The organism is Streptomyces sp. DSM 118878, from assembly GCF_052936595.1.
Window position 1 is genome coordinate 3,896,141 of record NZ_CP193622.1, and the last position, 21,227, is coordinate 3,917,367.

General features: G+C 69.8%; 20 protein-coding genes and 1 pseudogene. 2 read left to right on the forward strand and 19 right to left on the reverse strand.

Annotated features, from left to right (window positions below):
* Positions 1-13: 13 nt before the first annotated feature.
* The 11 genes from nuoK to ACRAKF_RS17215 are packed head-to-tail and all read right to left on the reverse strand — an operon-like array spanning position 14 to position 10,947.
* Positions 14-313: an NADH-quinone oxidoreductase subunit NuoK gene (nuoK, locus tag ACRAKF_RS17165; RefSeq protein ID WP_062780258.1), complete on the reverse strand. Its 300-nt coding sequence runs from the start codon at positions 311-313 to the stop codon at positions 14-16.
* Positions 310-1,179, reverse strand: a complete 870-nt coding sequence (locus ACRAKF_RS17170) for an NADH-quinone oxidoreductase subunit J (RefSeq protein ID WP_447038039.1) — start codon at positions 1,177-1,179, stop codon at positions 310-312. The genes nuoK and ACRAKF_RS17170 overlap by 4 nt, the downstream gene beginning before the upstream one ends.
* Complete coding sequence (gene nuoI / locus ACRAKF_RS17175; protein WP_447038040.1) at positions 1,176-1,859, reverse strand: NADH-quinone oxidoreductase subunit NuoI; 684 nt, start codon at positions 1,857-1,859, stop codon at positions 1,176-1,178. Before nuoI ends, ACRAKF_RS17170 begins: the two co-directional genes overlap by 4 nt.
* Complete coding sequence (gene nuoH, locus ACRAKF_RS17180) at positions 1,852-3,225, reverse strand: NADH-quinone oxidoreductase subunit NuoH (RefSeq protein WP_447042033.1); 1,374 nt, start codon at positions 3,223-3,225, stop codon at positions 1,852-1,854. Before nuoH ends, nuoI begins: the two co-directional genes overlap by 8 nt.
* Positions 3,225-5,738 (reverse strand): NADH-quinone oxidoreductase subunit G, encoded by a 2,514-nt coding sequence (locus ACRAKF_RS17185; protein WP_447038041.1) that lies wholly within the window; start codon positions 5,736-5,738, stop codon positions 3,225-3,227. The genes nuoH and ACRAKF_RS17185 overlap by 1 nt, the downstream gene beginning before the upstream one ends.
* Complete coding sequence (nuoF, locus tag ACRAKF_RS17190; protein WP_447038042.1) at positions 5,735-7,096, reverse strand: NADH-quinone oxidoreductase subunit NuoF; 1,362 nt, start codon at positions 7,094-7,096, stop codon at positions 5,735-5,737. Before nuoF ends, ACRAKF_RS17185 begins: the two co-directional genes overlap by 4 nt.
* Positions 7,096-7,947, reverse strand: a complete 852-nt coding sequence (nuoE, locus tag ACRAKF_RS17195; RefSeq protein ID WP_447038043.1) for an NADH-quinone oxidoreductase subunit NuoE — start codon at positions 7,945-7,947, stop codon at positions 7,096-7,098. The genes nuoF and nuoE overlap by 1 nt, the downstream gene beginning before the upstream one ends.
* Complete coding sequence (locus tag ACRAKF_RS17200; RefSeq protein ID WP_447038044.1) at positions 7,944-9,296, reverse strand: NADH-quinone oxidoreductase subunit D; 1,353 nt, start codon at positions 9,294-9,296, stop codon at positions 7,944-7,946. Before ACRAKF_RS17200 ends, nuoE begins: the two co-directional genes overlap by 4 nt.
* Positions 9,296-10,015 (reverse strand): NADH-quinone oxidoreductase subunit C, encoded by a 720-nt coding sequence (locus tag ACRAKF_RS17205; protein ID WP_447038045.1) that lies wholly within the window; start codon positions 10,013-10,015, stop codon positions 9,296-9,298. The genes ACRAKF_RS17200 and ACRAKF_RS17205 overlap by 1 nt, the downstream gene beginning before the upstream one ends.
* Positions 10,012-10,566, reverse strand: coding sequence for a NuoB/complex I 20 kDa subunit family protein (locus ACRAKF_RS17210; protein ID WP_106412977.1), 555 nt, complete (start codon positions 10,564-10,566; stop codon positions 10,012-10,014). The genes ACRAKF_RS17205 and ACRAKF_RS17210 overlap by 4 nt, the downstream gene beginning before the upstream one ends.
* Positions 10,567-10,587: 21 nt before the next feature.
* On the reverse strand, positions 10,588-10,947 hold the full coding sequence (locus ACRAKF_RS17215) for an NADH-quinone oxidoreductase subunit A (protein WP_003992243.1): 360 nt from the start codon (positions 10,945-10,947) through the stop codon (positions 10,588-10,590).
* Positions 10,948-11,754: 807 nt separating this feature from the next.
* Between ACRAKF_RS17215 and ACRAKF_RS17220 the strand changes: the two genes are divergently transcribed.
* Positions 11,755-12,588 (forward strand): C40 family peptidase, encoded by an 834-nt coding sequence (locus ACRAKF_RS17220; protein WP_447038046.1) that lies wholly within the window; start codon positions 11,755-11,757, stop codon positions 12,586-12,588.
* A 92-nt stretch (positions 12,589-12,680) separates the two neighbouring features.
* Here the strand turns inward: ACRAKF_RS17220 and ACRAKF_RS17225 are convergent, their stop codons facing one another.
* Together ACRAKF_RS17225 and ACRAKF_RS17230 are read right to left on the reverse strand one after the other, a co-directional pair.
* Positions 12,681-13,007, reverse strand: coding sequence for a putative quinol monooxygenase (locus tag ACRAKF_RS17225; RefSeq protein ID WP_447038047.1), 327 nt, complete (start codon positions 13,005-13,007; stop codon positions 12,681-12,683).
* Positions 13,008-13,090: 83 nt separating this feature from the next.
* Entirely contained in the window at positions 13,091-14,374 is a 1,284-nt protein-coding gene (locus ACRAKF_RS17230) for a geranylgeranyl reductase family protein (protein WP_447038048.1), read from the reverse strand.
* A 97-nt stretch (positions 14,375-14,471) separates the two neighbouring features.
* Between ACRAKF_RS17230 and ACRAKF_RS17235 the strand changes: the two genes are divergently transcribed.
* The gene (locus ACRAKF_RS17235) at positions 14,472-15,020 is read left to right on the forward strand and encodes a GNAT family N-acetyltransferase (RefSeq protein WP_447038049.1); all 549 of its coding nucleotides are present in this window, start codon (positions 14,472-14,474) and stop codon (positions 15,018-15,020) included.
* A 47-nt stretch (positions 15,021-15,067) separates the two neighbouring features.
* On the opposite strand, the gene ACRAKF_RS17240 is transcribed toward ACRAKF_RS17235, so the two are convergent.
* The 6 genes and pseudogenes from ACRAKF_RS17240 to ACRAKF_RS17265 form a co-directional block, all read right to left on the reverse strand.
* Positions 15,068-17,461, reverse strand: a complete 2,394-nt coding sequence (locus ACRAKF_RS17240) for a hypothetical protein (protein WP_447042313.1) — start codon at positions 17,459-17,461, stop codon at positions 15,068-15,070.
* A 33-nt stretch (positions 17,462-17,494) separates the two neighbouring features.
* Positions 17,495-17,563, reverse strand: a pseudogene (locus ACRAKF_RS17245) (zinc-ribbon domain-containing protein); the annotation flags it as partial.
* Between the two features lie 200 nt (positions 17,564-17,763).
* Positions 17,764-18,459: a demethylmenaquinone methyltransferase gene (locus tag ACRAKF_RS17250; protein ID WP_447038050.1), complete on the reverse strand. Its 696-nt coding sequence runs from the start codon at positions 18,457-18,459 to the stop codon at positions 17,764-17,766.
* A gap of 166 nt (positions 18,460-18,625) precedes the next feature.
* A complete protein-coding gene (locus ACRAKF_RS17255) occupies positions 18,626-19,225 on the reverse strand; it encodes an imidazolonepropionase-like domain-containing protein (protein ID WP_447042035.1) in 600 nt (199 codons plus the stop codon).
* A gap of 7 nt (positions 19,226-19,232) precedes the next feature.
* The gene (gene mqnC / locus ACRAKF_RS17260; protein WP_447038051.1) at positions 19,233-20,432 is read right to left on the reverse strand and encodes a cyclic dehypoxanthinyl futalosine synthase; all 1,200 of its coding nucleotides are present in this window, start codon (positions 20,430-20,432) and stop codon (positions 19,233-19,235) included.
* A gap of 71 nt (positions 20,433-20,503) precedes the next feature.
* Complete coding sequence (locus ACRAKF_RS17265) at positions 20,504-21,226, reverse strand: prepilin peptidase (RefSeq protein ID WP_447038052.1); 723 nt, start codon at positions 21,224-21,226, stop codon at positions 20,504-20,506.
* Position 21,227: the final 1 nt, after the last annotated feature.

Below are 21,227 nucleotides of genomic sequence, written 5' to 3' on the forward strand. Positions count from 1 at the left end.
TTTGAGCGACCCCTTACAGCTTCATCAGGCTGGCGTCGTCGACCGAGGCCGAGTGGCGGGAACGGAAGAGCGACACGATGATCGCGAGCCCGACCACGACCTCCGCGGCGGCGACGACCATCGTGAAGAAGGCGATGATCTGGCCGTCGAGATTGCCGTGCATCCGGGAGAAGGCCACGAGCGCGAGGTTGCAGGCGTTGAGCATGAGCTCGATGCACATGAACACCACGATCGCGTTCCGCCTGATGAGCACGCCGGTCGCACCGATCGCGAACAACAGGGAAGCGAGGTAGAGGTAGTTGACCGGGTTCACTTCGACGCCTCCTCGGTCCGCTCGGTGTCGGTCCGTCCGTTCTCGGGGCGCGCGATGTCGGTCCTGCGCGTGTCGGGCCGCTCCAGCCGGTCGGCGGAGCGCTGTTCCAGCGCCCGCAGATCGTCCAGGGCCTCGCTCGACACGTCACGGATCTGGCCGCGATCGCGCAGCGTCCTGTTGACCGTGAGCTCCGAGGGGGTGCCGTCGGGGAGCAGTCCCGCGACGTCCACGGCGTTGTGCCGGGCGTACACACCCGGGGCGGGCAGGGGCGGCAGGTGCTTGCCCTCGCGCACGCGCTCCTCGGCCAGCTCGCGCTGGGTCTTGGCGCGCTCCGTGCGCTCGCGGTGGGTCAGCAGCATCGCGCCGACCGTGGCCGTGATGAGCAGGGCACCGGTGATCTCGAAGGCGAAGACGTACTTCGTGAAGATGAGCCCCGCGAGGCCCTCCACGTTGCCGCCGGAGTTCGCCTTGCCGAGGCCGTTGAACTCCTGCACCGACGCATTGCCGATGCCCGCGAAGAGCAGCACCGCGAAGCCGAGACCGCACAGGATGGCCAGCCAGCGCTGGCCCTTGATGGTCTCCTTCAGGGAGTCCGCCGCGGTGACGCCGACGAGCATGACCACGAAGAGGAAGAGCATCATGATCGCGCCGGTGTAGACGACGATCTGGACGATGCCCAGGAAGTACGCGCCGTTGGCGAGGTAGAACACCGCCAGAATGATCATGGTTCCGGCGAGACACAGCGCGCTGTGCACGGCCTTCTTCATGAGGATCGTGCACAGGGCGCCGATGACGGCGACCGTGCCGAGCACCCAGAACTGGAAGGCCTCGCCGGTGGAGGTGGAGTAGGCGGCGAGCTGCGTCATCGGCCGATCACCTTCTCCGATGCCGGTTCGCCGTCACCGAAGTCGGAGGCCGCCTCCTGGGGCGCCTCGTCCTTGGAGCGGACGACCTGGGGCACCGTCCCGGGGGCGGCCTCGGTGACCAGGCCCCGGTAGTAGTCCTGCTCGTCCGTGCCGGGGAAGATCGAGTGCGGGCTGTCGACCATGCCCTCTTCCAGGCCGGCGAGCAGTTGCTCCTTGGTGTAGATGAGGTTCTCGCGGCTGCTGTCGGCCAGCTCGAACTCGTTCGTCATCGTCAGCGCGCGCGTGGGGCACGCCTCGATGCACAGGCCGCACAGGATGCAGCGGGCGTAGTTGATCTGGTAGACGCGGCCGTACCGCTCGCCCGGTGAGTACCGCTCCTCTTCCGTGTTGTCCGCGCCCTCCACATAGATGGCGTCCGCGGGGCAGGCCCAGGCGCAGAGCTCACAGCCGATGCACTTCTCCAGGCCGTCCGGATGGCGGTTCAGCTGGTGCCTGCCGTGGAAGCGGGGAGCGGTGGTCTTCTGCTGCTCCGGATACTGCTCGGTCAGCCGCTTCTTGAACATGGCCTTGAAGGTCACGCCGAAGCCCGCGACGGGGTTCTGGAACCCCTGCTTCGATTGATTCGACTCGGATGATCCCTGGTTCGACTCGTGCGGTGTTTCCTCGTTCGACTCAGCCATCGGACGCCTCCTTTCCGTCACTTCGGGTTCCGTCACTTTGAGTATCCGGTCCACCACTGACAATCAGCTCCCGCTGCTGGCGCGAGCGTCGGCGCGGGACCGGCGGCAGGCTCTGGCCGGGCAGCGGCGGCACGGGGAATCCGCCCGCCATCGGGTCGAAGGCGACCGGCTGCTCCTCAGGGGCGGCCTCCTTCTCCCGCTTGTCGCGGAAGATGTCGACGACCACCGAGAGCAACAACAGCGAGATGACCCCGCCGCAGACATAGAGCGCGATCGAGGTGAAGTCGTAGTTCTCGTTCCGCATGGCCCTGACCGTGGCGACGAGCATCAGCCACAGGACCGAGATCGGGATGAGGACCTTCCAGCCGAGCTTCATCAGCTGGTCGTAGCGGACGCGTGGCAGCGTGCCGCGCAGCCAGATGAAGAAGAACAGCAGGAGCTGGACCTTGATCACGAACCAGAGCATCGGCCACCAGCCGTGGTTCGCGCCCTCCCAGAAGGTGCTGACCGGATACGGGGCCCGCCAGCCGCCCAGGAAGAGGGTGACCGAGACCGCCGAGACGGTGACCATGTTGACGTACTCGGCGAGCATGAACAGCGCGAACTTGATGGAGGAGTACTCGGTGTTGAAGCCACCGACGAGGTCGCCCTCGGACTCCGGCATGTCGAACGGCGCGCGGTTGGTCTCACCGATCATCGTCACGATGTAGATCAGGAACGAGACGGGCAGCAGCACGATGTACCAGCGGTCGGCCTGCGCCTCCACGATCGCCGAGGTCGACATCGACCCGGAGTAGAGGAACACCGAGGCGAACGCCGCGCCCATCGCGATCTCGTACGAGATCATCTGCGCGCAGGAGCGCAAGCCCCCGAGGAGCGGATACGTCGAGCCGGAGCTCCAGCCCGCGAGGACGATGCCGTAGATGCCGACGGAGGCGACCGCGAGGATGTAGAGCATCGCGATCGGCAGGTCGGTGAGCTGCATCGTGGTGCGCTGGCCGAAGATCGAGACCTCGTTGCCCGCGGGCCCGAAGGGGATCACCGCGATCGCCATGAAGGCCGGGATCGCCGCGATGATCGGGGCGAGGACGTAGACCACCTTGTCCGCCCGCTTGACGATCACGTCCTCCTTGAGCATGAGCTTGATGCCGTCCGCGAGGGACTGCAACATGCCCCAGGGGCCGTGCCGGTTGGGCCCGATGCGCAGTTGCATCCAGGCGACGACCTTGCGCTCCCACACGATGGAGAAGAGGACCGTCACCATCAGGAAGGCGAAGCAGAAGACCGCCTTGATGGCGACCAGCCACCAGGGATCACGGCCGAACATGGACAGGTCTTCCGCCGCAAGCGGCACCACGGTGTGCATCACGACGTCACCTCCGGGGCCTCAGAGGGCTCCGGCAGGACCGCCGGGCCGATGCGGACGAGGTCGCCGGGGTGCGCGCCGGTGTCCGAAGCGACGCCTCCCCCGGTCGAGTTCAGCGGCAGCCAGACCACACGGTCCGGCATCTCGGTGACCTGGAGCGGCAGCGCGGTGGTGCCCGCGGGCCCCGTCACGGCCAGCAGGTCGCCGTCCTTCACGCCGGCTTCGACCGCCGTGGCCGCCGACACGCGCGCGCGGGCCGCGTGCCGCGTACCGGCGAGCGCCTCGTCGCCGTCCTGGAGGCGGCCCTGGTCGAGCAGCAGCCGGTGCCCCGCGAGAACGGCCTCTCCGGAAGCGGGCCTCGGCGGCTGCGCCGACGTCTCCTGGGGCTCGGTCGCGTACGACCCGTCCCAGGTGCCGAGCCGGTCCAGCTCGCGGCGGAGGGTCACCAGGTCCGGCAGGCCGAGGTGTACGTCACCGGCGTCCGCCAGCATGTGCAGCACGCGCGCGTCGGTGGGCGCCAGCCTCCGCGTCATCTGGTCGGGCTTGAGCGCGGCGTCGAACATCCGCGCACGCCCCTCCCAGTTGAGGAAGGTGCCCGGCTTCTCCGCGACCGCGGCCACCGGCAGGACGACGTCCGCCCGCTCCGTCACCTCGCTGGGCCGCAGCTCCAGCGAGACCAGGAAGCCGACCGCGTCGAGCGCCTCACGCGCGCGCTGCGGATCGGGCAGGTCGGCGACCTCGACGCCCGCGACGAGCAGCGCCCCGAGCTCACCGGTCGCGGCGGCCTCGACGATCTGCCCGGTGTCGCGGCCGTAGCGGTGCGGGAGTTCGGCGACGCCCCAGGCGGCGGCGACCTCCTCCCGCGCGCGCGGGTCGGTGGCCGGACGACCGCCGGGCAGCAGCGAGGGCAGCGCGCCCACCTCGACGGCGGCCCGCTCCCCCGCCCGGCGCGGAATCCACACCAGCCGGGCGCCGGTCGCGGCGGCCGTCCGCACCGCGGCGGTGAGCCCGCCGGGCACGGCCGCGAGCCGCTCGCCGACGACGATGACCGCCCCCTGGGCACGCAGCGCCTCGGCGGCCCTGGTCCCGTCCTCCGCCAGGCCCACCCCGGCGGCGAGCGCGTCCAGCCACTCCGTCTCGGTGCCGGGAGCCGCGGGCAGCAGCGTGCCGCCCGCCTTCTCCAGGCCCTTCGTCACGTGGGTCGCGAGGGAGAAGGTGCGCTGGCCGTGCTTGCGCCAGGCCTTGCGCAGCCGCAGGAAGACGCCGGGCGCCTCCTCCTCGGACTCGAAGCCGACGAGCAGGACGGCGGGCGCCTTCTCCAGAGCGGTGTACGTGACACCGGTCCCGTCGAGGTCCTTGCCACGTCCCGCCACCCGTGCCGCGAGGAAGTCGGCCTCCTCGCTGCTGTGCACGCGCGCGCGGAAGTCGATGTCATTCGTGTCGAGCGCCACGCGCGCGTACTTGCTGTACGCGTAGGCGTCCTCCACGGTGAGCCGGCCGCCGGTCAGGACCGCGGCCCGGCCGCGCGCGGCGGCGAGACCGCGGGCCGCGGCGTCCAGTGCCTCGGGCCAGCTCGCCGGTTCGAGCTTTCCCGAAGCGGCGTCGCGCACCAGAGGGGTGGTCAGCCGGTCGGGCCGCTGCGCGTACCGGAAGCCGAAGCGCCCCTTGTCGCACATCCACTCTTCGTTGACCTCGGGGTCATCGGCCGCGAGGCGCCGCATGACCTTGCCGCGCCGGTGGTCCGTGCGGCTCGCGCAGCCGCCCGAGCAGTGCTCGCACACCGAAGGCGACGACACCAGGTCGAAGGGGCGCGAGCGGAATCGGTACGCCGCGGAGGTGAGCGCGCCGACCGGACAGATCTGGATGGTGTTCCCGGAGAAGTACGACTCGAAGGGGTCGCCCTCGCCCGTCCCGACCTGCTGAAGGGCGCCGCGCTCGATCAGCTCGATCATCGGGTCACCGGCGATCTGGTTGCTGAAGCGGGTGCAGCGCGCGCACAGCACGCACCGCTCGCGGTCGAGCAGCACCTGCGTGGAGATCGGCACCGGCTTCTCGTAGGTCCGCTTCTTGCCCTCGAAGCGGGTGTCCGTGTCGCCGACCTGCATCGCCTGGTTCTGCAGCGGGCACTCGCCGCCCTTGTCGCAGACCGGGCAGTCCAGCGGGTGGTTGATGAGCAGCAGCTCCATCACGCCGCGCTGCGACTTCTCCGCGACCGGCGAGGTGAGCTGCGACTTCACGACCATGCCGTCGGTGCACGTGATGGTGCAGGACGCCATCGGCTTGCGCTGGCCCTCCACCTCGACGATGCACTGGCGGCAGGCGCCCGCGGGATCGAGCAGCGGGTGGTCGCAGAACCGGGGGATCTCGATGCCGAGCAGTTCGGCGGCCCGGATGACCAGTGTCCCCTTGGGGACGCTGATCTCGATGCCGTCGATGGTCAGCGAGACGAGATCCTCCGGCGGAACCGCCGCCTCCCCGCCCCCGGAGGGAGCGCTGTTGGTGGTCACTGTCATGCGTTCACCTCCGTGTGCTGGTCGGCGCGGTCGCTCCAGAGAGTCGACTTGGCCGGGTCGAAGGGGCAGCCCTTGCCGGTGATGTGCTGCTCGTACTCCTCGCGGAAGTACTTCAGCGAGGAGAAGATCGGCGAGGCGGCGCCGTCGCCGAGGGCGCAGAACGACTTGCCGTTGATGTTGTCGGCGATGTCGTTGAGCTTGTCGAGGTCGGCCATGACGCCCTTGCCCGCCTCGATGTCGCGGAGCAACTGGACGAGCCAGTACGTCCCTTCGCGGCAGGGCGTGCACTTGCCGCAGGACTCGTGGGCGTAGAACTCCGTCCAGCGGGTCACGGCCCGCACGACGCACGTCGTCTCGTCGAAGCACTGGAGCGCCTTGGTGCCGAGCATCGAGCCGGCGGCGCCCACGCCCTCGTAGTCGAGCGGGACGTCGAGGTGCTCGTCGGTGAACATCGGCGTGGACGAACCGCCGGGCGTCCAGAACTTGAGCCGGTGCCCGGCGCGCATGCCGCCGCTCATGTCGAGCAGTTGGCGCAGCGTGATGCCGAGCGGGGCCTCGTACTGGCCGGGGCTGGTGACGTGGCCGCTCAGGGAGTAGAGCGTGAAGCCCGGGGACTTCTCGCTCCCCATGGACCTGAACCAGTCTTTCCCGCGGTGGAGGATCGCGGGAACCGACGCGATGGACTCGACGTTGTTCACCACAGTGGGGCATGCGTAGAGACCCGCGACAGCAGGGAAAGGGGGACGCAGTCGCGGTTGGCCTCGACGGCCTTCGAGCGAGTCGAGCAGCGCGGTCTCCTCACCGCAGATGTACGCGCCCGCGCCCGCGTGCACGGTGAGTTCCAGATCGAGTCCGCTGCCCAGGATGTTCTTGCCGAGGTAGCCCGCCGCATGGGCCTCGCGGACCGCCTCGTGCAGCCTGCGCAGCACGGGGACGACCTCGCCCCGCAGATAGATGAAGGCATGCGACGACCGGATCGCGTAGCACGCGATCACGATCCCCTCGATGAGGGAATGCGGGTTCGCGAAGAGGAGCGGGATGTCCTTGCAGGTCCCCGGCTCCGACTCGTCGGCGTTGACAACCAGATAGTGCGGCTTGCCGTCGCCCTGCGGAATGAACTGCCACTTCATTCCGGTGGGGAAGCCCGCGCCGCCGCGGCCCCGCAGGCCCGCGTCCTTCACGTACGCGATGAGGTCGTCGGGGTCCATGGCGAGCGCCTTGCGCAGGCCCTCGTACCCCTCGTGCCGCCGGTAGGTCTCCAGCGTCCAGGACTTCTCCTCGTCCCAGAAGGCGGAGAGGACCGGTGCGAGCAGCTTCTCGGGGCTCGTCTCGTTGTCGATCTCGGCTGCCAAGGTCATCACTCCCCCTCCTCGGCGGTCGGTCCGGCCGGGTGGGCCGGGTCGGATGCCGAGGTCTGCTGCGGTGCGTCGTGCGAGCTCAGGTGCTCGGCGGGCGCTTCGTCCTGAGGTCCGCCCGTGCGTGGGTGGACGACGCGCGCGTGCGGCTCCTCGCCCTTGGCCAGGCGCAGCCCGATCAGCGAGGCGGGTCCGGCACCGCCGCTCGCCTCGACGGCACCGGGACGCTCGTCGGGGAAGCCCGCCAGGATCCGGGCGGTCTCCTTGTACGTGCAGATCGGCGCGCCGCGGGTGGGTTCGACCGGCACCCCGGAGCGCAGGTCGTCCACGAGCTGCTTGGCGGACGCCGGCGTCTGGTTGTCGAAGAACTCCCAGTTGACCATCACCACGGGGGCGAAGTCGCAGGCGGCGTTGCACTCGATGTGCTCAAGCGTGATCTTGCCGTCCTCGGTGGTCTCGTCGTTGCCGACGCCGAGGTGCTGCTTGAGTTCCTCGAAGATCGCGTCGCCGCCCATCACCGCGCAGAGCGTGTTGGTGCAGACGCCGACCTGGTAGTCGCCGGAGGGCTTGCGCCGGTACATGGTGTAGAAGGTGGCGACGGCCGTGACCTCGGCCGTGGTCAGACCGAGCACGTCGGCGCAGAACCGCATGCCGGTGCGGGTGACGTGTCCCTCCTCCGACTGCACCAGGTGCAGCAGGGGAAGGAGCGCGGACCGCGAGTCCGGGTAGCGGGCGATGATCTCCTTGGCGTCCGCCTCCAGCCTGGCCCGTACGTCGGCCGGGTAGGCGGGGGCGGGGAGTTGGGGCATGCCCAGGCTGACGCCCGTGCCCTGCTCTGAAGGAGTGGTGGTCACCGGTCGACGCCTCCCATCACGGGGTCGATGGACGCGACGGCGACGATGACGTCGGCGACCTGGCCGCCCTCACACATCGCCGCCATGGCTTGCAGGTTGGTGAAGGACGGGTCGCGGAAGTGGACCCGGTAGGGGCGGGTGCCGCCGTCGGAGACGACGTGGACGCCCAGCTCGCCCTTGGGCGACTCGACCGCGGTGTACGCCTGCCCGGCCGGGACCCGGAAGCCCTCGGTCACCAGCTTGAAGTGGTGGATCAGGGACTCCATGGAGGTGCCCATGATCTTCTTGATGTGGTCGAGCGAGTTGCCGAGGCCGTCCGGGCCGAGCGCGAGCTGAGCGGGCCAGGCGATCTTCTTGTCGCCGACCATGACCGGGCCGGGGGCGAGCCGGTCCAGGCACTGCTCGACGATGCGCAGCGACTGGCGCATCTCCTCGATGCGGATGAGGAAGCGGCCGTAGGAGTCGCAGGTGTCGGCGGTCGGGACGTCGAACTCGTAGTTCTCGTAGCCGCAGTAGGGCTGCGACTTGCGCAGGTCGTGCGGCAGGCCCGCCGAGCGGAGGACCGGGCCCGTGGCGCCGAGCGCCATGCAGCCGGTGAGGTCGAGGTGGCCGACGTTCTGCATGCGGGCCTTGAAGATGGGGTTCCCGGTGGCGAGCTTGTCGTACTCCGGGAGGTTCTTCCTCATCTTCTTCACGAACTCGCGGATCTGGTCGACCGCGCCGGGCGGCAGGTCCTGGGCGAGGCCGCCGGGCCTGATGAAGGCGTGGTTCATCCGCAGGCCGGTGATGAGCTCGAACAGATCGAGAACGAGTTCACGATCCCGGAAGCCGTAGATCATGATCGTGGTCGCGCCGAGCTCCATGCCGCCGGTGGCGATGCACACCAGGTGCGAGGAGAGCCGGTTGAGCTCCATGAGGAGCACGCGGATGACCGAGGCGCGGTCGGGGATCTGGTCCTCGATGCCGAGCAGTTTCTCGACTCCGAGGCAGTACGCCGTCTCGTTGAAGAACGGCGTCAGGTAGTCCATGCGCGTGACGAACGTCGTGCCCTGCGTCCACGTGCGGTATTCGAGGTTCTTCTCGATGCCCGTGTGCAGATAGCCGATGCCGCAGCGGGCCTCGGAGACCGTCTCGCCGTCGATCTCCAGGATGAGGCGGAGCACGCCGTGCGTGGACGGGTGCTGCGGACCCATGTTGACGATGATGCGCTCGTCGTCGGCCTTGGCCGCGGACTGGACGACCTCGTCCCAGTCGCCGCCGGTGACCGTGTAGACGGTCCCCTCGGTCGTCTCGCGGGCCCCGGACTCGTGCGAAGCGGACGCGGACGCGGATGCGTGAGAAGTGGACATCAGGTGTACGACCTCCGCTGGTCCGGAGCCGGGATCTGGGCGCCCTTGTACTCGACGGGGATGCCGCCGAGGGGATAGTCCTTGCGCTGCGGGAAGCCCTGCCAGTCGTCCGGCATCATGATCCGCGTCAACGCCGGGTGACCGTCGAAGATCAGGCCGAAGAAGTCGTACGTCTCGCGCTCGTGCCAGTCGTTCGTCGGATAGACGGAGACCAGCGAGGGGACGTGCGGATCGGCGTCGGGGGCACCGACTTCGAGCCGGATCAGCCGGTTGTGGGTGATCGAGCGCAGGTGGTAGACGGCGTGCAGCTCGCGGCCCTTGTCCTCCAGGAAGTGCACCCCCGAGACGCCCGTGCAGAGCTCGAAGCGCAGGGCCGGGTCGTCCCGCAGCGTCCGCGCCACGCGTACGAGGTGCTCGCGCGCGATGTGGAAGGTCAGCTCGCCGCGGTCGACGACCGTCTTCTCGATCGCGTTCTCCGGGAGGAGGTCCTGCTCCTCCAGGGCGCCCTCGAGCTCGTCGGCGACCTCGTCGAACCAGCCGCCGTACGGACGTGGCGTCGCCCCGGGCAGCGAGATGGTGCGGACGAGCCCGCCGTAGCCGGAGGTGTCGCCGCCGCCCTCGGCGCCGAACATGCCCTTGCGGACGCCGATGACCTCGCCGGTCTCGTCGCGCGGGGTGGGGACGCCGTTCGCGGTCCCGTTTCCGTTCTCCTCGCTCACCGCAGCAGCCCCTTCATCTCGATGGTGGGGAGCGCCTTGAGGGCCGCCTCCTCCGCCTCGCGCGCCGCTTCTTCCGCGTTCACGCCGAGCTTGGAGCCCTGGATCTTCTGGTGGAGCTTGAGAATCGCGTCGATCAGCATCTCGGGCCGCGGCGGACAGCCGGGCAAATAGATGTCAACAGGGACAACATGGTCCACACCTTGCACAATCGCGTAATTGTTGAACATCCCGCCCGATGAAGCGCAAACCCCCATCGAGATCACCCACTTGGGGTTGGGCATCTGGTCATAGACCTGCCGCAGGACGGGCGCCATCTTCTGGCTCACCCGGCCCGCCACGATCATCAGATCGGCCTGGCGCGGCGAGCCGCGGAAGACCTCCATGCCGAAGCGCGCCAGGTCGTACCGGCCCGCGCCCGTCGTCATCATCTCGATGGCGCAGCACGCGAGTCCGAACGTGGCGGGGAAGACGGATGACTTGCGCACCCAGCCCGCCGCTTGCTCGACGGTGGTCAGCAGAAAACCGCTCGGCAGTTTCTCTTCGAGTCCCATGCTCTTTGGCCCCTCAGACCTTTAGTCCCATTCCAGGCCGCCGCGCCGCCATACGTACGCGTAGGCGACGAAGACGGTGAGCACGAAGAGCAGCATCTCCACGAGCCCGAAAATCCCCAGGGCGTCGAACGTGACGGCCCAGGGGTAGAGGAAGACGATCTCGATGTCGAAGACGATGAAGAGCATCGCCGTCAGGTAGTACTTAATGGGAAATCGCCCACCACCGGCCGGCGTCGGCGTCGGCTCGATACCGCACTCGTAGGCCTCGAGCTTTGCGCGGTTGTACCGCTTTGGACCGATAAGCGTGGCCATGACCACGGAGAAGATCGCAAAGCCTGCCCCGAGGGCTCCCAGCACGAGGATGGGCGCATAGGCATTCACGCTCCTCGCTCCTCTCAGTCGGCACTGACTGTTGGCGGTTGCGTCGGACCGGGGCCCTGCTTCTCATCTGAAGATCGCGCACATGTGAAGCAGGTCACAAGCCCAACTGCCCCGCATCTTATGCCTGCCGGTCTGTGATCTGCGACACGGGGTGCGTCAACGGCTTTGTGATCTCCACCACCTGACGAAGGATCATGAAGTCGGATGAGCGGTGATCTTCGTACGCGAAGCGCCTGAGTGATCACTAGAGGTGACATCTTGTCGCGTCATCGCTGGTCGAGGGGGGTGTTGCTTTATCAAGAGCTTGCCGATACAGGCAAATTGGCGCTGGACATGATCACTTGATAGGGGCAACGCCTTCACTCTTCGGCGGCAACGGCACGGACGAAAGTGGACACGTGCACCGATTCACGAGCGGAAGGGTCCACACCGCGAGGAGACCTCCGGTCGCCCGGCGGACGGTTCGGGGGTCACCGCGAGGGCGGCCGAAAAGTACGGGAGATCTCAGGGAGGTCTCGGCGAGATCTCAGGGAGATCCCCGAGGGGACTGGTGTGTGACCTGCGCCACATGGGGCCCCTGGGCAAAAGCGTGGGGCTTGGCCAACTGGCTCAACCGGTGGTAGACCACGGGCAATTCGGGCGTATCACAGAAAACCCTTGATCACAGGCGTGATCAGCACTGTCCGCATTGCCCGTTACGGCGTCAATAAGGAACGACACGCCCGGGATTCAAGGCCGAAAACGGCAACTGTGGCGCACCACACGTTTCTTGATGGGAACCGTGAGTCCCTGATAGCGGTTGTTCTCATGTCCCACACCGCTCACATACCCAGCCACCGGAAGCCCCGTCGCAGCGCCTCCAAGATCGCCCTGCGCGCCGGAGTTGCCGGTGGCGTCCTCAGCACCCTGGCAGTGGCCGCGGCGGCCGGCACGGCGACCGCGGCCGAGCCGGTGACCGAGACCATCGAAATGCCCACGCTCACCACCGATCTGTCCGCCCAGATCGCCCAGTCGGCGGATGTCACCCAGCAGGCCGCCGACACCTACGAGTCCCGCGCCGAGCAGGAAGCCGCCGCCACCAAGGCCGCCAAGCAGGCCGCCGAGGACCAGGCGCAGGCCGAGAAGAAGGCCGAGGCCCAGCGCAAGGCCGAGGCCAAGGCGAAGGCCAAGGCCGCCGCGGAGAAGAAGGCCGAGGAGGAGCGCGCCTCCCGGACCACCGAGCGCACCACGCTCTCGACGCAGACCACCTCCGCCGGCTCCTCCGACTCGGCCCCCGCCCCCGCGAGCGGCAGCGTCGGCGCGGTCATCGGCTTCCTCAAGGCACAGCTCGGCGACGCCTACGTGATGGGCGCCTCGGGCCCCAACGCCTGGGACTGCTCCAGCCTGGTGCAGGCCGCGTTCAAGCAGGCGGGCGTGGACCTTCCGCGCGTCTCGCAGGACCAGTCGGTCGCCGGCACCCCCGTGTCGCTCTCCAACGTCCAGGTCGGCGACATCCTTTACTGGGGTGGCGCGGGCTCCGCGTACCACGTGGGTGTGTACATCGGTAACGGCCAGTACCTCGACGCCGCCAACCCCAGCAAGGGCGTCGTCATCCAGGACCTGTCGGGCTACCCGGCCTCGGGCGCCGTGCGCGTCCTCTGACGGCCTTCTGAGCCACGCGTAAGGGCCGGAGCCCCCGACGGGGGGTTCCGGCCCTCACGTACGCCCTCAGGCGCTTCTGCGCGGCGCGTCAGTCAGTTCTTCGGCGACAGCTCCGCCATGCGCGACCAACCCGTGCCCGGAATTTCCGTGTTCACGATCTCCGGGACCGTGGCGATCGCCTCGGACATCGTGTCCATGGCAGCCTTGAAGTGGTCGGAGCCGACGTGCGCGGCGCCGGCGTCCCCGTCGGCGAAGGCCTCAAGGAGCACGAACTGGTTCGGGTCCTCGACCGACCTCGACCACTCGAAGAAGACGTTGCCCGGCTCCGCGCGCGTGGCGGCGGTGAATGCGGCGGTCCGCTCGATCCAGCTCTCGCTGTACTCGGGGCGGACGGTGAACTTGACGGCAATAAATATCATGCGTCCATTTTTGCACCGATCCGTTCAGCGCGCGCACCCAGCCACGCACCAGCCACGCACCCCCTATGGACCACCCACCGGGGCTACGCCTTCGGCGCCACCTTGCTCAGTCCGTTGATGACGCGGTCCATGGCGTCGCCACCCGTCGGGTCCGTGAGGTTCGCCAGCATCTTCAGCGTGAACTTCATGAGGATGGGGTGGGTCAGCCCGCGCTGCGTCGCGATCTTCATGACCTTCGGGTTGCCGATGAGCTTCACGAAGGCACGGCCCAGCGTGTAGTAGCCGCCGTAGGTCTCCTTGAGCGTCTTGGGGTAGTTCTCCAGCGCCAGCTCCCGCTGGGCGGGGGTGGCACGCGCGTGTGCCTGCACGATGACGTCCGCCGCGATCTGGCCGGACTCCATGGCGTACGCGATGCCCTCGCCGTTGAACGGGTTCACCAGGCCGCCCGCGTCACCCACGAGGAGCAGCCCCTTGGTGTAGTGCGGCTGGCGGTTGAAGGCCATCGGCAGAGCGGCGCCGCGGATCGGCATCGTCATGTTGTCCGGCGTGTAACCCCAGTCCTCCGGCATCGAGGCGCACCAGGCCTTGAGTACCTCGCGCCAGTCGAGCTCGCGGAAGGCCTTGGAGGAGTTGAGGATGCCGAGGCCGACGTTGGACGTGCCGTCACCCATGCCGAAGATCCACCCGTAGCCGGGCAGCAGACGGTCCTCGGCCCCGCGGCGGTCCCACAGCTCCAGCCAGGACTCCAGGTAGTCGTCGTCGTGGCGCGGCGAGGTGAAGTACGTCCGCACGGCCACGCCCATCGGCCGGTCCTCGCGGCGGTGCAGGCCCATGCCGAGGGAGATGCGCGAGGAGTTGCCGTCGGCCGCGACGACCAGCGGGGCGTGGAAGGTGACCGGGGTCTTCTCCTCGCCCATCTTGGCGTGCACGCCGGTGATGCGTCCGGTGCGGTCGTCGATGACCGGGGCGCCGACGTTGCAGCGCTCGTGGAGCCGGGCACCCGCCTTCTGCGCCTGCCGGGCGAGCTGCTCGTCGAAGTCGTCGCGCTTGCGTACGAGGCCGTAGTCCGGGTACGACGCCAGGTCGGGCCAGTCGAGCTGGAGCCGCACGCCGCCGCCGATGATGCGGAGGCCCTTGTTCCGCAGCCAGCCCGCCTCTTCGGAGATGTCGATTCCCATGGAGACCAGCTGCTTGGTGGCGCGGGGCGTGAGCCCGTCACCGCAGACCTTCTCCCGTGGAAACGCGGTCTTTTCGAGGAGGAGGACGTCGAGCCCGGCCTTCGCCAGGTAGTAGGCCGTCGTCGAACCGGCGGGCCCGGCTCCGACGACGATGACGTCCGCGGTGTGTTCGGAGAGGGGCTCGGTCACGGCGGGTTCTCCCCAAAGATCGAAAACTGTGTGCCGGCCGGCACGGGATATGGGCAGTCTATGAGGCGGTACCGATCTACCAGCCGAAGGGCCACACGTGACCGAGCAGACCCAGACCGCGCCCGCCGCACCGCTCCCCGACGTGCGGCTCCGCGTCCCCACCCACGAGGACGCCTTCACCTGGCACGGGCTCTTCGACGACCCCGAGGTCATGGAGTTCCACGGCGGCGCGCCGGCGGAGCTCTCCGTGTACGAGGAGCTGACGGCCAGGCAGCGCAGACACGATGCCGAACGGGGCTACTGTTTCTGGACCCTGCTGGACGCCGCGGGCACCCCCATCGGCTTCACGGGCGCCCAGCCCTGGAACCGCCCCTGGGGGCCCGCCGGTGAGATCGAGATCGGCTGGCGGCTCGGTCGCGCCGCCTGGGGCAAGGGGTACGCGACGGCCGCCGCGCACGCCACGATCGAGCGGCTGCGTGCGGCGGGCGTGCCGACGGTCGTGGCGATGGTCGACGCCGGCAACGAACGCTCGATCGCGGTGACCCGGCGGCTCGGCATGGTGCTCGCGGAGACGTTCACCACGCCGGAACCGCCTGGCGCGGACGGTTCGCGGCGCGTGGCCCACTGCTTCCGGCTCGCCCTGTAACGGCCGTCGCGGACGCCTGGCGGCGTCAGTCGGTGACCCGCCAGGTGTCAGTCGTTGAGCCGCCAGGTGTCAAGGGCGGTCGCGTGTGCCTTCGTGCCCTTCCCCGTGGACCAGGCACTCTCGCGCCAGGAGAGCTGGATCGCGTACTCGGTGCCGTCCTCGGCGATGTAGCTCTGGTTGAGGGCGTGAATCCTGCGGCCCGTCTTGTCCGTATAGCTGTACTCCCAGAACGCGCCGTCCTGCCCCTTGAAGGTGTTCGCCTCCATACGGATCCGCCGGTAGTCGGACTTGTCCGGCGCCTTCTCCGTGTGCTCCTCGATGTTGATGAAGTTCTCGTACGAGGTGTAGGGCGCGGAGGTGACCACGCCGACCAGGAACTCCTCGCGCCCCGAGCCCGCGTAGGTGATCTGCCCCGGCCGCTCCGGGTCCACGGCCTGCCGGGTCCAGCCCGCGGGGACCGCGAAGGAGAACCCCTCGTCGTCCGTCACCCGCTCCGAGCCCGCCGGGACCTCGCCCTCCTCGGCCGCTCCCTGCCCATCGCTTTCGCTCGGCACCGCCGTGTCGGTCCCGGGCTGCTCCGAGACCACGGGGCTCTGCTCCCCGCTCGGCTGCTGGGAGGGGTCCGTCGAGGGCTCGTCGTCCGTCGGCGTCGACGTCGACGCCGACGCCGGCTTGTCGTCCTTGCCGTTCTTGTCGTCCTTGCCGTCCTGCCAGATCAGGATCCCGGCCGTCGCGCCACCGCCGATGAGGAGCGCCCCGGCGAGCGTCGCCACCCAGATGCGGGCACTGCCACGCGGCTTGGCACCCGGGGGCTGCTGCTGCCCGATCTGCACGGCGTGCGGGTCGTACGCGGTGACGGTCTGCTCGTACGGGGCCGGGGCCGTCCCCTGGCCGTAAGCGGGGGCGCTCGCGGGGGCGCCGGGCATCGGGGGCGCGCCGGGTGCGTACGCGGGCGCGGCCGGGCCGCCGCTCTGCCCCGTCATCCGCGTCAGGTAGGGCCCGATCAGCACGGCGGCGAAGATCCAGAGCAGCCCGAAGAGCAGCATCTCGGGCACGCTGAGCCCGAGGTCCACGCTGCCCTCGCGCGGTGAGTCGCCGGAACCGATGCGCCCTGCGGCCGCGCCGGACAGGTCCACGCCGATGCCGCCGACACCGGCCAGCAGCAGGACGAGTCCGAAGAAGACACCGCCCGCGAGCAGTTGTTCGCCCCGGCCCACGCAGCGCCGCGCGGCCAGGACGCCGATGGTCAGCGCGCAGACCAGGCCGAGCGCGAGGGCGCCCACGACGGCCCAGTCGTTGGTGACGTCACCCAGTTCGGAGAGGCCGAAGGTCTCGCTCCTGGAGCCGCCGCCGTACAGCGAGTTGCTGCCGCGCACGACGATCTCCGATGCCGCGCCCCAGCCGATGCCGAGCGCGGTGATCGCGAGGTTCGGCAGGAAGAGCAGGGCGACGAGGAGCGGTGAGATGTCGTCGTCGTCCAGGTCGGTGGTCCGGTCCAGGTCGTCGATCTGGGCCAGGCTGATGTAGGCCACGACCGAGCAGAGCACGAGGACCACGGCCAGGGCGCGCACGGCGGTCCCGGTGGCACGCAGAAGAGCCTGCGCGCCGGGGCGCGGGACGCTGCCGCCCACGCTCCAGTTCACGCCGTCACGGCGCAGCACCGCGCCGGCCACGACGAGTGCGAGCACCAGTGCCCCGAGCGTGGAGAGCGCCGGGGACGAGGAGAGCTCGATGCCCTCGATCTCCGGCTGCGCGAAGAGCGCGAGGCCGAGCGTGCCGGCGGCCACCAGGAGCGCGACGCGGACGGCCGCCTCCGGGCCGGCCGTGCCACCTGCGGGGAGGCCGCCCTGGGCGAACTGCCGTGCGACGAGGCGGTTGCGCAGGATCCGTACGCCGATGACGAGCGCCACGAGCCACAGCACGGTCATCGTGAGCGGGATGAAGTGCAGCGAGATGGCGCCTTCCATCCCGGACGCCGAGTCGGAGCCCGAGCCGAAGCCGCCGGAATCGCCGAAGCCACCGGAGCCCCCGAAACCGTCCGAGTCGCCGAAGCCACCGGAGTCTCCGAAGCCGTCCGATTCGCCGGTCCGCTCCGTGCCGGGCCGCGTCTCGTGTCCCGACAGCTCGAAGCCGCCGCCCACCGACTGGAGCAGCAGCGCGAGGCCGGTCCGCAGCCGGTCCGTGAAGCCGACCACCACGTCGTCGTCCTGGCCGTACGACGGGATGGCGAGCGCGATGCCGCTGAGGAGCAGCATCGCGAAGGGCCAGAGCGCGGCCTGTGCGGACCCGGCCCAGTCCCCGCGGAACGTCCGTCCGAGGAAGGCGCCGACCGGCGAAGGAGCGGCGGGGACCGCGGGAGCGGCGGGAGCGGCAGGAGCAGGGGTGAAGGCCGGCGGGGGCGGGGGCGGCGGCGTGGGTGCCTGCGCCGGCGTGGGCGGCACTTTGGGGGGCTCGGGTTCCGGAAGGCGTTCCTTGCCGCACTTCATGCAGAAGCGGGCCTCATCGGGGGCAGCGGCCCCGCAGTGTGGGCAGTACGACGCCATCAGAACGCTCCGTCATAGTCCAGGCGATCTCCCGCGAACGGGAACGGACCGACCCCATAAGAGCCGCATAAGTTTTTGGCGAGGTCGTATCAACGGACACATCTTGCCCGGTGGCCGGTTCCCCGCCGTCCCAGATCCCTGTTCTCAACTCAAGCGTTATGCGGCGGGGTTCGGCCGTCCCCGCCCGGAGCGACGGCGCGTCAGCCCTGCTTGAAGCCCCGGTGCAGCGCCACGACGCCGCCCGTGAGGTTCCGCCACGCCACCTTCGACCAGCCCGCGTCCTTCAGCAGCCCGGCGAGCGCGGGCTGGTCGGGCCAGGAGCGGATCGACTCGGCGAGGTAGACGTACGCGTCGGGGTTGGAGGACACGGCACGCGCGACCGGCGGCAGCGCGCGCATCAGGTACTCCTCGTAGACCGTCCGGAACGGCGCCCACGTCGCGTGCGAGAACTCGCAGATCACGACGCGTCCGCCGGGCCTCGTCACGCGGTACAGCTCGCGCAGCGCGGCGCCGGTGTCCTGGATGTTGCGCAGCCCGAAGGAGATCGTGACGGCGTCGAAGGTGTCGTCCCTGAACGGCAGCTTCGTCCCGTCGCCCGCGGTGAACGGCATCCACGGGTGGCGCCGCTTGCCGACCCGCAGCATGCCGAGGGAGAAGTCGCAGGGCACGACGTACGCGCCGGCCCGCGCGAAGGGCTGCGAGGAGGTGGCGGTGCCGGCGGCGAGGTCGAGGACCTTCTGCGCGGGGCGCGCGTCCACCGCCTTCGCGACCTCCTTGCGCCAGAGGCGGGCCTGGCCGAGGGAGAGCACGTCGTTGGTGAGGTCGTATCGTTCCGCGACGTCGTCGAACATCGTTGCGACGTCGTGGGGCTGCTTTTCCAAGGAGGCTCGGGTCACCCCGCCATTGTGTCAGCCGGGGCTTCTCTCTTCCCTGCGGGTTCTTTCGCCTGCGGCGGGCTTCCTCGCGGTGCGTCTGCCGGGCGGGGGCTCTTTGGCGGGTGCGGGCCGATGGCGGTGCTCGCGCCGTTCCCCGCGCCCCTTACGGGGCGCCCCCCCGTAGCCGCTACCGCGCTCTGTACACCAATCGGCCGTCCACCACCGTCGCCACGCACGTGGCCGCGCCCTGATGGACCAGTTCCGCTCTGTCCGTCACGTCGAAGACCGCGAAGCGGGCCGGAGCCCCCGCCGTCAGTGGGGGGAGCAGGATCAGCGGGGTCGGGGAGAGCGACGGTGGGCCGGGGAGCCGCGGGGGGCGGTGGCCCACTGCCAGGCCCGCGCGCCGGACCGCGTCCACCGCCGGGCGGGACCGCAGCTCGCCCGCCACGGCCACCGTGCCGTGGGCCAGCAGCCGCTGAACGCCGCGGCGGGCGCTGGCGCCGACGCGAGAGGGGTTGGCGCGGAAGAGGGCCCGGGCCTTCTCACCGCCGATCGGCTCGGTGCCGAGCCAGTCGGCCTCGCGGGGGTCGGGGTGGTAGGTGGCCTCCAGGAGTTCGGGGCCGTACGGGTTGAGCAGGCCCGGCGTGAGGATGCCGGGCCAGCGCCTGACGCGGGCGGCGGGGTGCGCCGCGGCCAGCTCCTCGTACGGGCCGACGGCGGCGACGGACGCGCCGTCGACCAGTACCGCCGTCCCTGGTGAGAGCTCGGCGACGTGCAGGGTCAGCAACGCGGGCTCAGTTGGCACTGAGGAGCTTCAGCTCCGGGTGCGCCGTGCCGCCCTCGATCGCGACGGACGAGATGTGCGAGGCGACACGGTCGTCGACCGGGTCGTTCGCCGGGTCGTCGTGCACGACGAGGTGCTCGTACGTGGTGGCGCGCTGCGCGGGGACACGCTCGGCCGTGCGGATCATCTCGATCATCTCGCGGAGGTTCGAGCGGTGCTTGGCACCGGCCGAGGAGACGACGTTCTCCTCCAGCATCACGGAGCCGAGGTCGTCCGCTCCGTAGTGCAGGGTGAGCTGTCCCGCCTCCTTGCCGGTGGTCAGCCAGGAGCCCTGGATGTGCGCCACGTTGTCGAGGAAGATCCGCGCGATCGCGATCATGCGGATGTACTCGAAGATCGTCGCCTGGGTGCGGCCCTTGAGGTGGTTGTTCTCGGCCTGGTACGTGTACGGGATGAAGGCCCGGAAGCCTCCGGTCCTGTCCTGCACGTCGCGGATCATCCGCAGGTGCTCGATGCGCTCGGCGTTGGTCTCGCCGGTGCCCATGAGCATGGTGGACGTGGACTCGACGCCCAGGTTGTGGGAGATCTCCATGATCTCCAGCCAGCGCTCGCCGCTCTCCTTGAGGGGGGCGATGGCCTTGCGCGGCCGCGCGGGCAGCAGTTCGGCGCCGGCGCCCGCGAAGGAGTCGAGCCCCGCGGCGTTGATGCGCTGGATGGCCTCCTCCACGGAGACCTTGGAGATGCGCGCCATGTGCTCGACCTCGGAGGCGCCGAGGGAGTGGATGACGAGCTGGGGGAAGTTCTTCTTGATGGCGGCGAAGTGCTCTTCGTAGTACTCGACGCCGAAGTCCGGGTGGTGTCCGCCCTGGAACATGATCTGCGTCCCGCCGAGCTCGATGGTCTCCGCGCAGCGGCGCAGGATGTCGTCGAGGTCCCGCGTCCAGCCCTTCTTGGTGTCCTTCGGGGCGGCGTAGAAGGCGCAGAACTTGCAGGCCGTCACGCAGACGTTCGTGTAGTTGATGTTCCGCTCGATGATGTACGTCGCGATGTGCTCCGTACCGGCGTAACGGCGTCGGCGAACGGCGTCGGCGGCGGCGCCGAGCGCGTGCAGTGGGGCGTCGCGGTAGAGGACGAGCGCCTCTTCCGGAGTGATCCGCCCACCTGCGGCGGCGCGGTCGAGGACGGACTGAAGCGCGGCCTTCTCGGTCACCGGGGCGTCCCTTTCGTAAGGGTTGTGGACGGACCAAGCCAGCGTACGCCAGCCCCCCGCAAGCCCCGACGTCAGGCGGAGTACGCCCCGAGCACGAGTCCCACGAAGGCGCCGCCGATCAGGAAGGGCCCGAAGGGGATCGCCGTCCTGCGGCCCGCGCGGCGCGCGATGACGAGCCCCACCCCGTAGACCGAGGCGAGCACGAACCCGGCGAAGGCCCCGAGCAGCAGCACGCCCCACCCGTACCAGCCGAGCACCGCCCCCAGCGACAGCGCGAGCTTCACGTCACCGAAGCCCATGCCGTCGGGGCTGATGAGGAACAGCACGAAGTACGCCCCGGCCAGCGCGAACGCCCCGTACAGCGCCCCGAACCACGAGCCGCCGTGCTCGGGCAGCAGCGCGGCGCCCCCGAGGAGCACGAGCGCGGCCCCGCCGAGCGGCAGCGTCAGCACGTCGGGCAGCCGGTGCACGGTGAAGTCGACGACGGCGAGCAGCACCCCGAAGGGCGCGAGCAGCAGCCAGACGCCGAGCTCGGGCCGTGCCCCGGTGGCGGCGGCGAGGGCCGCGCAGACGAGGGCGGCGGCGGGAACGACCACCCAGGTCCGCGGCCCGAACCAGCGCCCGTCCCCGCCGGCCCGCGCGAGCCCCACCCAGCTCCCCAGGGGATGCCCCTCGGGGCTCTCGGCCCGCCAGCTCTCCTCGGGCGGGACGGAGAGCCGGTAGGCGGCGCGCGGCACGAGGAGTCCGGCGAGGGCTCCCCAGAGGGCGCCGATGAGGGCGAGGACAGGGATCACG

Excerpts from the sequence above, each read along its gene's own strand:
- ACRAKF_RS17225 (WP_447038047.1), bottom strand. The coding sequence starts at position 13,007 with ATGATATTTATTGCCGTCAAGTTCACCGTCCGCCCCGAGTACAGCGAG.
- ACRAKF_RS17200 (WP_447038044.1), bottom strand. The coding sequence starts at position 9,296 with ATGTCCACTTCTCACGCATCCGCGTCCGCGTCCGCTTCGCACGAGTCC.
- ACRAKF_RS17220 (WP_447038046.1), top strand. The coding sequence starts at position 11,755 with ATGTCCCACACCGCTCACATACCCAGCCACCGGAAGCCCCGTCGCAGC.
- ACRAKF_RS17210 (WP_106412977.1), bottom strand. The coding sequence starts at position 10,566 with ATGGGACTCGAAGAGAAACTGCCGAGCGGTTTTCTGCTGACCACCGTC.
- nuoH (WP_447042033.1), bottom strand. The coding sequence starts at position 3,225 with ATGCACACCGTGGTGCCGCTTGCGGCGGAAGACCTGTCCATGTTCGGC.
- ACRAKF_RS17170 (WP_447038039.1), bottom strand. The coding sequence starts at position 1,179 with ATGACGCAGCTCGCCGCCTACTCCACCTCCACCGGCGAGGCCTTCCAG.
- nuoI (WP_447038040.1), bottom strand. The coding sequence starts at position 1,859 with ATGGCTGAGTCGAACGAGGAAACACCGCACGAGTCGAACCAGGGATCA.
- nuoF (WP_447038042.1), bottom strand. The coding sequence starts at position 7,096 with ATGACCTTGGCAGCCGAGATCGACAACGAGACGAGCCCCGAGAAGCTG.
- ACRAKF_RS17185 (WP_447038041.1), bottom strand. The coding sequence starts at position 5,738 with ATGACAGTGACCACCAACAGCGCTCCCTCCGGGGGCGGGGAGGCGGCG.